The organism is Bradyrhizobium sp. WBAH42 (assembly GCF_024585265.1).
Classification (GTDB): Bacteria; Pseudomonadota; Alphaproteobacteria; order Rhizobiales; family Xanthobacteraceae; genus Bradyrhizobium.
Map to the genome: position 1 here is coordinate 3,911,422 of NZ_CP036533.1, position 13,813 is coordinate 3,925,234.

General features: G+C 65.0%; 15 protein-coding genes. 13 read left to right on the forward strand and 2 right to left on the reverse strand.

Annotation, left to right across the window (positions count from 1 at the left end):
* Positions 1-99: 99 nt before the first annotated feature.
* From DCG74_RS18185 to mmsB, 10 genes are all read left to right on the forward strand, one after another.
* Positions 100-1,641 (forward strand): sugar ABC transporter ATP-binding protein, encoded by a 1,542-nt coding sequence (locus DCG74_RS18185; RefSeq protein WP_172784312.1) that lies wholly within the window; start codon positions 100-102, stop codon positions 1,639-1,641.
* Positions 1,638-2,630: an ABC transporter permease gene (locus DCG74_RS18190; protein ID WP_172784313.1), complete on the forward strand. Its 993-nt coding sequence runs from the start codon at positions 1,638-1,640 to the stop codon at positions 2,628-2,630. The genes DCG74_RS18185 and DCG74_RS18190 overlap by 4 nt, the downstream gene beginning before the upstream one ends.
* Positions 2,627-3,607, forward strand: coding sequence for a galactofuranose ABC transporter, permease protein YjfF (yjfF, locus tag DCG74_RS18195; protein WP_172784314.1), 981 nt, complete (start codon positions 2,627-2,629; stop codon positions 3,605-3,607). Before DCG74_RS18190 ends, yjfF begins: the two co-directional genes overlap by 4 nt.
* Entirely contained in the window at positions 3,604-4,380 is a 777-nt protein-coding gene (locus DCG74_RS18200) for a FadR/GntR family transcriptional regulator (RefSeq protein WP_172784315.1), read from the forward strand. The genes yjfF and DCG74_RS18200 overlap by 4 nt, the downstream gene beginning before the upstream one ends.
* Positions 4,377-5,303: a Gfo/Idh/MocA family protein gene (locus DCG74_RS18205; protein ID WP_172784316.1), complete on the forward strand. Its 927-nt coding sequence runs from the start codon at positions 4,377-4,379 to the stop codon at positions 5,301-5,303. Before DCG74_RS18200 ends, DCG74_RS18205 begins: the two co-directional genes overlap by 4 nt.
* 2 nt (positions 5,304-5,305) lie before the next feature.
* The gene (locus DCG74_RS18210) at positions 5,306-6,382 is read left to right on the forward strand and encodes an aldose epimerase family protein (protein WP_172784317.1); all 1,077 of its coding nucleotides are present in this window, start codon (positions 5,306-5,308) and stop codon (positions 6,380-6,382) included.
* The gene (locus DCG74_RS18215) at positions 6,382-7,260 is read left to right on the forward strand and encodes an SMP-30/gluconolactonase/LRE family protein (protein WP_172784632.1); all 879 of its coding nucleotides are present in this window, start codon (positions 6,382-6,384) and stop codon (positions 7,258-7,260) included. The genes DCG74_RS18210 and DCG74_RS18215 overlap by 1 nt, the downstream gene beginning before the upstream one ends.
* 71 nt (positions 7,261-7,331) lie before the next feature.
* The gene (chvE, locus tag DCG74_RS18220; protein WP_172784318.1) at positions 7,332-8,402 is read left to right on the forward strand and encodes a multiple monosaccharide ABC transporter substrate-binding protein; all 1,071 of its coding nucleotides are present in this window, start codon (positions 7,332-7,334) and stop codon (positions 8,400-8,402) included.
* Between the two features lie 239 nt (positions 8,403-8,641).
* Entirely contained in the window at positions 8,642-10,219 is a 1,578-nt protein-coding gene (gene mmsA / locus DCG74_RS18225) for a multiple monosaccharide ABC transporter ATP-binding protein (RefSeq protein ID WP_172784319.1), read from the forward strand.
* Positions 10,216-11,406, forward strand: a complete 1,191-nt coding sequence (gene mmsB, locus DCG74_RS18230) for a multiple monosaccharide ABC transporter permease (protein WP_172784320.1) — start codon at positions 10,216-10,218, stop codon at positions 11,404-11,406. The genes mmsA and mmsB overlap by 4 nt, the downstream gene beginning before the upstream one ends.
* 97 nt (positions 11,407-11,503) lie before the next feature.
* Here the strand turns inward: mmsB and DCG74_RS18235 are convergent, their stop codons facing one another.
* Both DCG74_RS18235 and DCG74_RS18240 read right to left on the reverse strand, forming a co-directional pair.
* Complete coding sequence (locus DCG74_RS18235) at positions 11,504-11,929, reverse strand: cupin domain-containing protein (protein ID WP_172784321.1); 426 nt, start codon at positions 11,927-11,929, stop codon at positions 11,504-11,506.
* Between the two features lie 152 nt (positions 11,930-12,081).
* Positions 12,082-12,237 carry a hypothetical protein gene (locus DCG74_RS18240; RefSeq protein WP_085965373.1) on the reverse strand — a complete coding sequence of 52 codons (156 nt, stop codon included), beginning with the start codon at positions 12,235-12,237 and terminating at the stop codon, positions 12,082-12,084.
* A 170-nt stretch (positions 12,238-12,407) separates the two neighbouring features.
* Between DCG74_RS18240 and DCG74_RS18245 the strand changes: the two genes are divergently transcribed.
* From DCG74_RS18245 to DCG74_RS18255, 3 genes are all read left to right on the forward strand, one after another.
* On the forward strand, positions 12,408-12,983 hold the full coding sequence (locus tag DCG74_RS18245) for a cytochrome c oxidase subunit 3 family protein (protein WP_172784322.1): 576 nt from the start codon (positions 12,408-12,410) through the stop codon (positions 12,981-12,983).
* A 2-nt stretch (positions 12,984-12,985) separates the two neighbouring features.
* Positions 12,986-13,246 carry a cytochrome C oxidase subunit IV family protein gene (locus tag DCG74_RS18250; RefSeq protein ID WP_172784323.1) on the forward strand — a complete coding sequence of 87 codons (261 nt, stop codon included), beginning with the start codon at positions 12,986-12,988 and terminating at the stop codon, positions 13,244-13,246.
* Between the two features lie 95 nt (positions 13,247-13,341).
* A complete protein-coding gene (locus tag DCG74_RS18255; RefSeq protein ID WP_172784324.1) occupies positions 13,342-13,794 on the forward strand; it encodes a cytochrome c in 453 nt (150 codons plus the stop codon).
* Positions 13,795-13,813 lie beyond the last annotated feature (19 nt).

A 13,813-nucleotide genomic window follows, 5' to 3' on the forward strand; every position in this document is an offset into this window, starting at 1 on the left:
CCGCGTCTTGCGGTCCGGCACCCCCTTTCAAAACCGCTGCGCGAACGAGTAGGCTTGGCGTCCGCGCTGTCCGCGGGCGCCGGTGGGAGTGACGTCGCGATGGAAAACAGCCTTGATCCTGCTCTGCCGCTGCTGGAGGTGCGCGGGATCAGCAAGAGCTTTGGTGCGGTGCGCGCGTTGCAGGAGGTCGACTTCACGCTGCGCGCCGGTGAGATCCATGCGCTGCTCGGCGAGAACGGCGCCGGCAAGTCCACGCTGATCAAGGTCGTCACCGGCGTGTTTCCGCGCGATGTCGGCATCGTCAGGCTCGGCGGTGAGGAGATCGCGCCGCGCTCGGCCAAGGCAGCACTCGCAGCGGGCATCGCGACCGTCTACCAGGAGGTCAACTTGCTGCCGAACCTTTCGGTGGCGCAGAACCTGTTCCTCGACCGCCAGCCGATGCGTTTCGGCATCGTGCGCGAAGGCGAGATGCGGCGCCGCGCCAAGGCTCTGCTCGCGGATTTCGGCCTCGACATCGACGTCGCCGCGCCGCTCGGCAATTATTCGGTGGCGATTCAGCACGTCACCGCGATTGCGCGCGCGGTGGATCTCTCCGCCCGGGTGCTGATCCTGGACGAGCCGACCGCGAGCCTCGACCGGCACGAGGTCGAGATTCTCTTCCGTATCATGCGCCAGCTCGCGGGGCGCGGCATCGGCATCGTCTTCGTCAGCCACTTCCTCGACCAGGTCTACGAGATCTCCGACCGCATCACCGTGCTGCGTAACGGCCGCCTCGTCGGCGAGCGCGAGACCGCCTCGCTGCCGCGGCTGGAATTGATCCGGATGATGCTCGGCCGCGAGCTGGCGGAAACCACCGCGCGGGCGGCAACGCGTGAGCGCCAGGCCGGCGAGGTGTGTGCGAGCTTCGGGAGTTACGGAAAGGCCGGCTATGTCGCGCCGTTCGATCTCGAGCTGCGTCACGGCGAGGTGGTCGGTCTGGCCGGGCTGCTCGGCTCAGGCCGCACCGAGACGGCGCGGCTGGTGTTCGGCGCCGAGCGCGCGGATCGTGGGCAGGCGAGGGTGGCGGGCGCAGCCGTTCGGCTGCAGTCGCCGCGCGACGGCGTTCGTCACGGCTTTGGCTATTGCCCGGAGGAGCGCAAGACCGACGGCATCGTCGCCGAGCTCAGCGTGCGCGAGAACATCGTGCTCGCGCTCCAGGCCAAGCGCGGGCTGCATCGGCCGCTGTCGCGCCGCGAGCAGGACGAGATCGCGCGCCGTTACGTCAAGATGCTCGACATCCGCCCGCCCGATCCGGAGCGCCCGGTCGGCCTGCTCTCCGGCGGCAACCAGCAAAAGGTGCTGCTGGCGCGCTGGCTCGCGACCTCGCCGCGGCTGCTCGTGCTGGACGAGCCGACCCGCGGCATCGATGTCGGCGCGCATGCCGAGATCATCCGCCTGATCCGCGAGCTCTGCGACGACGGGCTTTCGCTGCTCGTCATCTCCTCCGAACTGGATGAGATCGTTACGTATTCCGATCGCGTGGTCGTGCTGCGCGACCGCGCCCATGTAGAGGAGCTCACGGGCGAGGCGATCGACGTCGGCAACATTCTCGCCGCCATTGCCGCCGATAGCGTCGCTGTTGCGCTTGAGGCCCACACATGACAGCGCTGTTGCCGCGCCGCGGCCTTGCCCAGATCCTGGCGCTGATCGTCATCCTCGCGGTCGATCGCGTGGTTTCGCCGCAATTCTTCGACCTGCGCCTGCAGGATGGCCGTCTGTTCGGCAGCCTTATCGACGTGCTCAACCGCGGCACGCCGGTGGCACTGCTCTCCCTCGGCATGGTGTTGGTGATCGCGACGCGCGGCATCGATCTGTCGGTCGGTGCCGTGATGGCGATCTGCGGTGCGATCGCCGCGAGCCTAGCCGACAGTCATAGTCTCCCGATCGTGCTGGCGGCTGCACTTGGGGCGGGCCTCGTCTGCGGGCTCTGGAACGGCTTTCTCGTCGCCGTGCTCGGCATGCAGCCGATCGTGGCGACCTTGATCCTGATGGTCGCGGGGCGCGGCATCGCCCAGCTCATCACCGAAGGACGCATCGTGACGTTCTCCTCGCCGGATCTGGTGTGGCTCGGCAATGGCTCGGTGCTCGGCCTGCCGGTGCCGGTCGTGATTGCGTTGGGCATGCTCATCCTCACCGGCGCGGTCGTGCGTGGCTCCGCGCTAGGTCTCCTGATCGAGGCAACCGGCGGCAACGCGCGGGCGAGCGAGCTCGCCGGCGTCGGCACACGCGCAATGATTTTGGCCGTCTACGTCTGGTGCGGCGTCTGCGCCGCGCTGGCCGGCGTGATCGCGGCGGCCGACATCATGGGTGCAGACGCCAACAATGCCGGCCTCTGGCTCGAGCTCGATGCGATCCTCGCCGTGGTGATCGGCGGCACCTCGCTGTTCGGCGGCCGATTCAGTCTCGTGCTGGCCGTGCTGGGTGCGCTGATCATCCAGACCATGAACACCGGCATCCTGCTGTCGGGCTACCCGCCGGAGTTCAATCTGCTGGTCAAGGCGGTGGTGGTGCTCGCGGTGCTGCTGCTGCAATCGCCGAAATTCTCCGGTCTCGCCGGAATCGCCACGTGGCTGCGGAGGGCCAAAGCATGAAAGGCCTGCCGCCCGTCCTGATCACGGCGATCGTGCTCGTTGCGGCCTTTGCGCTCTGCGCCATGCAATTCCCCAACATCGCCTCCACCCGCGTGGTCGGCAATCTGCTCACCGACAATGCCTTCCTGGGGATCGTCGCGACCGGCATGACGTTCGTGATCATCTCCGGCGGCATCGACCTCTCGGTCGGCTCGGTGATCGGCTTCACCACCGTATTCGTTGCGCTGGCTATCGAGCGCTGGGGCGTCCCGCCGCTGGTCGCTTTCGTCGCCATCCTCGCGCTCTCGGCGGCGTTTGGCGCGGCGATGGGCGCCGTCATCCACGTCTTCGATCTGCCACCTTTCATCGTGACGCTGGCCGGCATGTTCCTGGCGCGCGGCGCGAGCTTCCTGCTGTCGACCGAATCGGTGCCGATCAACGCGCCGATCTATTCGACGGTGTCAGATTTTGCACTGCGGATGCCCGGCGGCGGCCGGCTGACGGCCATCGCGATCATCATGCTCCTGATCGTGATCGGCGGGGCCCTGCTGCTGCATCTCACCCGGTTCGGCGCCAACGTCTATGCGCTCGGCGGCAGCCGGGCCACCGCGAGCCTGATGGGCGTTGCCGTCGGCAAGATGACGATCAAGATCTACATGCTGTCGAGCCTGCTCGCGGGGCTCGCCGGGATCGTCTTCTCTTTCTACACCAGCGCCGGCTATTCGCTCTCCGCCGTCGGCGTCGAGCTCGACAGCATCGCCGCCGTTGTGATCGGCGGCACGCTGCTCACCGGCGGCCAGGGCTCGGTGGTCGGAACATTCCTCGGCGTGCTGATCCAGGGCCTGATCCAGACCTACATCAATTTCGACGGCACGCTGTCGAGCTGGTGGACCAAGATCGCGACCGGCGTGCTTCTGTTCGCCTTCATCGCCCTGCAACAGGGGCTGGTCACGCTTGCGCGCCGGCCGGCGGTGAAACATATGGGAGCGGCGTCATGACCTCGCGGATCGTCGTTATCCCGACGCGGCGGGCCCACTCCAACCATGCGGAGGTGGCGCGTTCGATCGGCGTCGACATCATCGCCGGCCGCTATGCGGAAGGCACGCGCCTGCCTGGTGATGCCGAGATGATCGCGATGTTCGGTGTGTCGCGGCCGGTGCTGCGCGAGAGCGTGAAGACGCTGGTCGCCAAGGGCCTGCTCACCACCAAGGCGCGGGTCGGCACGGTCGTGCGCGAGCGCGGCGCCTGGAACATGTTCGACGCGGACGTGCTGGCCTGGCACCTCGACGCCGGCATCGACAAGCGCTTCCTCAACGACCTCGCCGAGATCCGTCTGGCGGTCGAGCCGCGCGCGGCGATGCTGGCGGCCACGCAGCGGTCCGAGGAGGACATCAGCGAGCTTCGCCGCTGCATGGATCGCATGCGGCGTGAAGCCTCCGACTCGGTCGGCTTTGCCGATGCCGATCTCGCGCTTCACGTTGGTGTGGCGCGCGCCTCCGGCAATCTATTCATGCGCTCGGTCGGGCATGTCATCGAAGCAGCGCTGCGTGCATCGTTCCTGCTCAGCGCCCCGGTCGAAACCGAGGACCGCGAGACGGTGCTGCTGTGGCATCAGAGGATCGTCGATGCCATCGTCGCGGGCGATGCCGACGCCGCATCCGAGGCCATGGTCTATGTCATTCACAATGGCATGCGCCGCCACGACAGTACGGTGATCGAGACCGCCCCGGCCGATCCGCTGCCATCGACCGATACCGGAGAACAAGCGTGACAGACCTTCGCATCGCCATCGTCGGCTTCGGCAAGATCGCGCGGGACCAGCATGTGGCGGCGATCGCCGCCACGCCGGGTGCAATGCTCGCCGCCGTGGCGAGCCGCAATGCCTCGCTACCGGGGGTGCCGCATTTTGCAACCATCGAGGAATTGCTTCAGAAGGGGCCGCCGATCGACGCGGTCTCGCTCTGCACGCCGCCGCAGGTGCGACGGGTCCAGGCCGCGGCGGCGCTCGCCGCCGGCAAGCATGTCATGCTGGAGAAGCCGCCGGGCACCGGGGTTGCCGAGCTTGATCCGTTGATTGCGATGGCGGCGGGTGCGAAGCGGACATTGTTTGCGACCTGGCATTCGCGCTATGCGCCGGCGGTCGAGCCGGCCCGGCAATGGCTCGCCGAGCGGCGCATCAACTCGGTGCACATCAGCTGGAAGGAGGATGTCCGCGTCTGGCATCCCGGGCAGGGCTGGATCTGGGAGCCGGGCGGCCTCGGCGTGTTCGATCCCGGCATCAATGCGCTGTCGATCCTGACCAGGATTCTGCCGAAGCCCGTGTTCGTCACCGCGGCCGAGCTGGCCTTTCCAGCCAACTGCCAGGCGCCGATCGCGGCGAACCTGAACCTGACGGATATCAGCGGCCTGCCCGTGACTGCCGAGTTCGACTTCCGCCAGACCGGGCCGCAGAGCTGGGATATCCTCGTCGAGACCGATCAGGGCCGGCTGACGCTATCAAGCGGTGGCGCGCGCATGGCCGTCGACGGCAAGGTGCTTGCCGAAGGACCTGATCAGGAATATCGCGGACTCTACCGGCGCTTCGTCGAGCTTGCAGCGGCCGGCGCAAGTGACGTCGATCTGACGCCGCTCCGTCTCGTCGCCGACGCCTTCCTGCTCGGCAAGCGCACGATCGTCGAACCGTTTGTGGATTGAGCATGGCCGCATCAACAATCACAAGAGACGTCTTCGGGACGCTGCCCGACGGCCGCAAGGTCGAGCGCGTCGCGCTGCGTGGGGAGGGCGGTTTCGAGGCGCGTATCATCAGCCACGGCGCGGTGCTGCAAGCGCTGATCGCGCCGGATGCCAACGGCGGATACGACGACATCGTGCTTGGCCATGATGTCTTCGCGGGCTATCTCGCCGAACGGAAGTTTCTGGGTGCTACCGTCGGCCGCTATGCCAACCGCATCGCCAAGGGACAATTTTCGTTTCAAGGCGAGACGGTGCAGCTTCCCGTCAATAACGGTCCGAATGCGCTGCACGGCGGGCTCGAGGGTTTTGATCGCAAGCTCTGGGAGATCGCGGACATCGACGAGGGCGACGAGCCCGCGGTGACGCTCACCTATGTCAGCCCGCATGGCGAGGAGAATTATCCGGGCAAGCTCGACGTCCGCGTGACCTATCGCATCACCGGTCCGACCGAGCTGTCGCTGCTGATGGAAGCGCGGACCGATCGGCCGACCATCGTCAATCTGACCAACCACAGCTTCTTCAATCTCGAGGGTGCGACGTCAGGTACGTCCATTCTCGATCACAGCCTGATGGTCGCCGCCGAGCAGTTCCTCGCCATCGAACCCACCGCCATTCCGCTGCCGGAGCCGCCGCGCAGCGTTGCCGGCACGCCGTTCGATTTCCGCAATCCGCGGCCGGTGGGCGAGCGCATCCGCGAGAGCGACCCGCAATTGCGAAACGGCAGGGGCTACGACCACACCTATTGCCTCGGCCGCGACGGCAAGCTTGCGCTCGCGGCGCGGCTGGAGGCGCCGCTCTCCGGGCGTATCATGGAGCTGCTCACCGATCAGCCCGGACTTCAGGTCTATTCCGGCAATTATCTCGACGGGACGATGGCGGGCAAGGGCGGCAAGCTGATCCGGCAATCGGACGCCATGTGCCTGGAGCCGCATATCTGGCCCGACGCTCCGAACCGGCCGGACTTTCCGAGCCCGCGCCTCGATCCGGGCGGGGTCTATCGCCATCACACGGTCTATCGCTTTTCGGTGAGGTCGCCATGATGGAGCAGGTGCCAACGACTGTCCTCTCGGACCATCCTTGCCATCTCGGCGAAGGTCCGACCTATGACGTGACCACTAACACGGCCTGGTGGTTCGACATTCGCGAAGGCAAGCTGTTCGAGGCGCAACTCGGCAGCGGTTCTGTCCGCATCCACGCGCTCGGCCGGATGGCGAGCGCGCTCGGGCGCATCGACGCCGAGCGGCAGCTGATCGTCGCCGAAGACGGCCTCTACATCCGCAAGCTCGCTGATGGTGCGATGACGCTGTTCTGTCCACTCGAAGCGGACAATCCGGCGACGCGCTCGAACGATTGCCGCGTGCATCAATCGGGTACGTTCTGGATCGGCACCATGGGCAAGAAAGCCGAGCCGAAGGCGGGCGCGATCTACGCGTTTCATCGCGGCAAGATCTCGACCCTGTTTCCCGGCATCAGCATTCCCAATTCGATCTGCTTCTCGCCTGACGGCGCCACTGGCTACTTCACCGACACCCCGCGCGCGGTGCTCTATGCCGTGCCGCTGAACCCCGCGACCGGCCTGCCGCGCGGCGAGCCGGAGGTGCTGCTGCGCCACAGCGGCATCGGCGGTCTCGACGGCTCGGTGTGCGACGCCGACGGGCAGATCTGGAATGCGTGCTGGGGCGCGAGCCGGATCGACGTCTATTCGCCGCAGGGCGAGCGCCTGCGGTCACTCAGCGTGCCGGCGAAGCAGGCGAGCTGCCCCGCCTTCGTCGGCCCCGACCTGTCGCGCCTGCTCGTCACGTCGGCCTGGCAGGACATGGACGCGACGGCACGCGCCGCCGATCCGCAAGCCGGCTGCACCTTTCTGCTCGAAGCAAACGCGCGCGGGCGCGCGGAACCCGACGTCAAGCTCGCATAGGAGGCCCAAGCCGTACACCACCGTCGTTCTCGACACTACGAAGAAAGTCTGACACCCAAAGGGAGTGAAACATGCTGAAACTGAAGACGACATTTCTCGCGCTGGCGCTGGCCAGTGCCGCTACGATGGCCACGGGCGTCGCTGCCTTCGCCCAGAAGGCGACGGTCGGCATCGCCATGCCGACGAAATCTTCGGCGCGCTGGATCGACGACGGCAACAACATGGTGAAGGTGCTGAAGGAGCGCGGCTACAACACCGACCTGCAATATGCCGAGGACGATATCCCGAACCAGCTCTCCCAGGTCGAGAACATGGTGACCAAGGGCGCCAAGGCGCTGGTGATCGCCGCGATCGACGGCACCACCTTGTCCGACGTGCTCAAGCAGGCGAAAGCGAAAGGCATCACCGTCATCGCCTATGACCGCCTGATCCGCGGCACGCCCAACGTCGACTATTACGCGACCTTCGACAATTTCCAGGTCGGCGTGCTCCAGGCAGAGTCGATCGTGCAAGGTCTTGGCCTGAAGGACGGCAAGGGTCCCTTCAACATTGAGCTGTTCGGCGGCTCGCCCGACGACAACAATGCCTACTTCTTCTACAACGGCGCCATGAGCGTGCTGAAGCCGTATATCGACAGCGGCAAGCTCGTCGTCGTATCCGGCCAGATGGGCATGGATAAGGTCGCGACCCTGCGCTGGGACGGCGCCACTGCGCAGGCCCGCATGGACAACCTGCTCAGCGCCTACTACGGCAACAAGAAGGTCAACGCCGTGCTGTCGCCCTATGACGGCCTCTCGATCGGCATCATCTCTTCGCTGAAGGGCGTCGGATACGGCAGTGCCGGCCAGCCGATGCCCATCATCTCGGGCCAGGACGCCGAAGTGCCTTCGATCAAGGCCATGCTACGCGGCGATCAGTATTCGACCATCTTCAAGGACACCCGCGACCTCGCCAAGGTGACCGCTGACATGGTCGACGCCGCGCTCGCCGGCAAGGAGGTCACCGTCAACGACACCAAGACCTACGAGAACGGCGTCAAGACCGTGCCGTCCTACCTGCTCAAGCCGGTGGTGGTCTACAAGGACAATTGGGAGAAGGTGCTGGTCGACAGCGGCTACTACAAGAAGTCGCAGTTCCAGTAAGACTCTCTCTTTCCCCTCTCCCCGCTTGCGGGGAGAGGGTTAGGATGAGGGGGCTCCTTCCATGCGGGCAGTGGTTGATGCACTCCGTCATTGCGAACGCAGCGAAGCAATCCAGTCTGCCAACGCGGAAATAGTCTGGATTGCTTCGGCGCTCGCAATGACGATGTGGATGCAGCGATATCATTCAACCTCTCCCCGCACGCGGAGAGAGGCGAAGTAAAGCAAGGGACACCAAAGCCATGACCGCCATGCTGGAGATGCGCAACGTCAGCAAGAGCTTTGCCGGCGTGCAGGCGCTGCGCGACGTCAACTTCTCGGTTCGCGCCGGGCAGATCCATGCGCTCGTCGGCGAGAATGGCGCCGGCAAGTCGACGCTGATGAAGGTGCTGAGCGGGGTCTATCCGCACGGCAGCTACGAGGGTACCATCGTCTTCGACGGCGAGGAGCGGCGCTTTCGCGACATCAACGATTCCGAGGCGCTGGGCATCATCATCATCCATCAGGAGCTGGCGCTGATCCCGCTGATGTCGATTGCGGAGAACATCTTCCTGTCGCATCCGCCGTCGAAGCTAGGGGTGATCGACCGCGACGAGGTCTACCGGCGCACGCGCGAGCTGCTGGCGCAGGTTGGCCTGAAGGAATCCCCGGATACGCTGATCACCGATCTCGGCGTCGGCAAGCAGCAGCTGGTCGAGATCGCCAAGGCGCTGTCCAAGCGGGTACGGATGCTGATCCTGGACGAGCCGACCGCGAGCCTCAACGAGGCCGACAGCGCCGCGCTGCTCGATCGCCTGATGGCGTTCCGCGAGCAGGGCATCGGCTCGATCCTGATCTCGCACAAGCTGAACGAGGTCGCCAAGGTCGCCGACCACATCACCGTGCTGCGCGACGGCCGCACGGTGGACAGCATCGATTGCCATGACGAGCCGATCCAGGAAGACCGCATCATCCGCAGCATGGTCAATCGCGATATGGCGCACCGCTTCCCGGAGCGCAATGTGAAGATCGGCGAGCCGGTGCTCGACGTCGAGAACTGGTCGGTCTATCACCCCATCCATCCCGAGCGGCAGGTGATCAAGAACGTCAGTTTCGGCGTCAGGCGCGGCGAGGTCGTGGGCATTGCCGGCCTGATGGGGGCAGGGCGTACCGAGTTTGCCATGAGCCTGTTCGGCCGCTCCTGGGGCACCAATGTCAGCGGCATTATCCGGCTCGAAGGCCGTGAGATCGCGCTGCCAAGCGTCGCCGCCGCGATCGACGCCGGTCTTGCCTACGTCACCGAGGACCGCAAGCAGCTCGGCCTGATCCTCGCCGACGACGTCCGCAAGAACATCACGCTGGCGAGCCTCGACCAGGTCGCACCTAGCAGGGTGATCGACGACATCGCCGAGCTCAAGGTCGCTAGCGACTACCGCAACCGGATGCGCATCCGCTGCTCCGACGTCTACCAGGAGACCGGCCAGCTCTCCGGCGGCAACCAGCAGAAGGTCGTACTATCGAAATGGCTGATGACCGACCCCAAGGTCCTGATCCTGGACGAGCCGACAAGAGGTATCGACGTCGGTGCCAAATATGAGATTTACTGTATCATCAATGAGCTTGCGGAAGCCGGCCGCGGCGTCGTGGTGATCTCCTCGGAGATGCCCGAGCTGCTCGGCATCTGCGACCGCATCTGCGTCATGAACGACGGCGCTTTCGTCGGCGAGTTCAAGGGCTCGGAGGCGACACAGGAAAAGATCATGCGCGCCATCATGCGCAACGAACGAAGCATTGGGAACGCCGCGCCCGCGGCCGCGGAGATGGGAGGATCGCAGCCATGACCGACAAGACGGTTTCGCTGCCCGAGGAGCGCCGGCACGGCAGCTTCATCAAGAACAATTTGCGCAATTACGGCATGTTGATGTCGCTGGTTGCGATCATGCTGTTCTTCCAGGTCGTGACCGGCGGCACGCTGCTGCAGCCCCTCAACCTCACCAACCTGGTGCTGCAGAACAGCTACATCGTCATCATGGCGCTGGGCATGCTGCTGGTCATCGTCACCGGCCATATCGACCTCTCGGTCGGTTCGGTCGCGGGCTTCATCGGTGCCGTGGCGGCCTTGCTGATGGTGACCTACAAGGTCGATTACACGCTCGCCTTCCTCGCTTGCCTCGCGCTCGGCGCCGCCATCGGTGCGGCGCAGGGCTATTGGGTGGCCTATTTCAAGATTCCGTCCTTCATCGTGACGTTGGCGGGCATGCTGGTCTTCAAGGGCCTGGCGCTCGCGGTGTTGCAGGGCCAGTCGCTCGGCCCGTTCCCGGCGACTTTCCAGAAACTGTCGTCCGGTTTCATTCCCGAATTGCTGCCCGAGGCCGGCACGCTGCATCCGACATCCATGCTGATCGGCGCCTTGCTCGCGCTCGGGCTGGTCTATGCCAGTGCCAAGGGAAGGTCGCGCGAACAGTCGCATGGCATCGAGGTCGAGCCCTATGCGTTCTTCCTCGGCAAGAGCGTTGTGCTGGCCTGCGCGGTGCTCTACTTCACCTATCTGATCGCGACCTATCGCGGCCTGCCCAACGTGCTGGTGATCATGAGTATCCTGATCGCGCTGTACGGCTTCGTCACCCGCCGCACCGTGATCGGCCGGCAGATCTACGCCGTCGGCGGCAACGCCAAGGCGGCGAGCCTGTCGGGCATCAAGACGGAGCGGCTGACCTTCCTCACCTTCGTCAACATGGGCGTGCTCGCCGCGCTTGCCGGCCTCGTCTTCGCCGCGCGCCTCAACACGGCAACTCCAAAGGCCGGCCTCGGCTTCGAGCTCGACGTCATCGCCGCCTGCTTCATCGGCGGCGCCTCGGCCTATGGCGGCGTCGGGCGGGTCGGCGGTGCCGTGGTCGGCGCCATGATCATGGGCGTGATGAACAACGGCATGTCCATCCTCGGCATCGGCATCGACTATCAGCAGGTCATCAAGGGCCTGGTGCTGCTGGGTGCCGTGTGCATCGACGTGTACAATCAGCGGCGATAGGCGGTCTCGTAGGGTGGGCAAAGGCGCAACGCGCCGTGCCCACCAATCGCGAACGCTTTGGCCATCTCGCTCCACCCCGCTCGCGCCGCGCTCATCCTCAGGATTGCATCACAGGAACCAGCCCGTAGCGCAGCATCGTTTCCTTCATTTTGGCCGGATCAGGCGAGCCGGCCGATAGCAGGCCCGCCATGTCCCTGAAGTATTGCGGGCCGAGTACGCCGGGGCTGAGGATGCACAGGCAGGTCGCCGGTCGGGGGGAACGGTTGATGAAGCCGTGCACAACGCCGCGCTTGATGAACAGACTTTCGCCCGGCGCGACGTCAATGTCCTTTGCTTCGATCCGCCAGGTCGAGATGCCGCTGAGTCCATAGATCGTTTCGTCCCAGCGATCGTGATAATGCGGAATCGGCATGCGCGCGTTCGGCTGCAATGTCATCTCGAACAGATCGAGGCCGCCGGCGGTGTCGTCCTTGCTCTGTAGGAATGTCAGCTGCAGCGCGCCAAGGTTGATGATCTCAGGCATGGCCAACTCATCCAATCGTGGAGCGCAATATTAGCGCACGACGTCAAGAAGCCAAAACCGAGGAATGGAACTGTCTGACACCACGAACAGCAAGTGCTTCCTGCTGTGCAGCATCGTAATGACGCCCTGCATGGCGCTCGGGGCGCGGGCCGCTACTGCGTCGTGAACAGCACCGTCGCGATCGCGACGGAGAGGCTCACGGCCGAGACCGTTGCCACGGTCGACAAGACCCCCATGCGCCTGAGCGCGATGGCAAACGCGATGATGATGGGGGTCGCAGTCATCAGCCCGATTTGTGCATCACTCATGTGATCGTTCGCCAGTCCTGGGAACCCAGCGCCGGTTCGTACCGCGAGCCGGCCGGCCGGACGTTGCGTCGGCGCAAACAAGGGCTCTGGCGATCCCCAGTTTGTCCGCCGACAAATTCGGAACCGAGAAGCCGGGCTAAGTCTGGCCGGTGTCATGGTCCGGAAAGACGATGTCGACGACCGAGTGCGAACAACAGGAAACCGGCTGGGGAATTCTGCAAGATCTCCCCGGCGATCCCATGATCTGGGTGCTGATCTTCAGCGAGCTCGTCGCCTTCGGCCTGTTCCTCGGCGCCTTTTCGGTCGCCCGTGCGATCCACCCGGCTGTGTTCGCGGCCGGGCAGGCCGCGCTCAATTCGAATCTCGCAGGCCTCAACACCGTCGTGCTGGTATCCAGCGGCTGGGCGGCGGCAAGAGCCACGAAGGCTGCGCGCGCCGGAGAACGGCAGGTGGCGCGATCCTGGATTGTCGGCGCCATCGTGCTCGGCGGTCTCTTCATCGCGATCAAGCTTGCCGAATATGCCGAAGAAATTGGAGGCGGGGTCGGGCTCGAAACCAGCCCGTTCTTCACGCTCTACTTCCTGCTGACCGGCTTTCATCTTCTGCATGTCGGCCTCGGCATCGTCATTCTCGCCGTGGTCTGCCGCCGCGCCGAAATATCAGGCATCGAGACGGGAACGGCCTTCTGGCACATGGTCGATCTGGTCTGGATCGTCATGTTTCCCATTCTCTACCTGGTGAGATGACGATGCCGGATCGCATCGACATCACCTGGATCGTGCTGATCGGCATCGCGCTCGCGACCATCCTGCTGCCGCCGCTGATGCCGCGGGCGCTGCTCGGCAATGCGCTGCTGCTCGCCTTCGCAGCGCTCAAGGGGCACCGCATCGCGCTCGATTTCATGGATCTTCGCGTCGTGCCCGGGCTCTGGCGCGGTCTCGTCGTGAGCTGGATCCTGATCGTGCTGCTGCTTGCCTGGCTCGCCTCGGCCGTCGCCGCCCTGATCTGACGCGCTCATTGCGCCCTGACAAAGAACGTGCCGGGCAAAGCGGCAATAAATCACACCATCGCATGTCTTCGGAATCAAACCGGAAAGGATTGGCAATGGCTGAACGCCTGACCAAGTCGGCCGCTCGGAACGTCTTCTACGGCGGCTCGGCCTTCTTCTTTGCGATCTTCATAGGGCTGACGGCGCACAGCCATTACTACATGGCCACGTCCTCCACGGACGCGACGATGCTGACGTCGTCGGTCGCCCGCGGCAAGCACGTCTGGGAAAAGAACTCCTGCATCAACTGCCACACGCTGCTGGGCGAGGGCGCCTATTTCGCCCCTGAGGTTGGCAATGTCTGGGATCGCTGGGGCGGCAACGAGGACCCGGCCGCCGCACGTGAGATGCTGAAGGCCTGGATGCAATCGCAGCCCTCCGGCGCGCCGGGCCGTCGGCAGATGCCGCAGTTCAACCTGACCGACCCGGAACTCGACGATCTCGCCGACTTCCTGCAGTGGACCAGCAAGATCAAGCGCCAGGAATGGCCGCCGAACAAGGCTGGCTGAGCGCCTTCCTCTTTCCAGA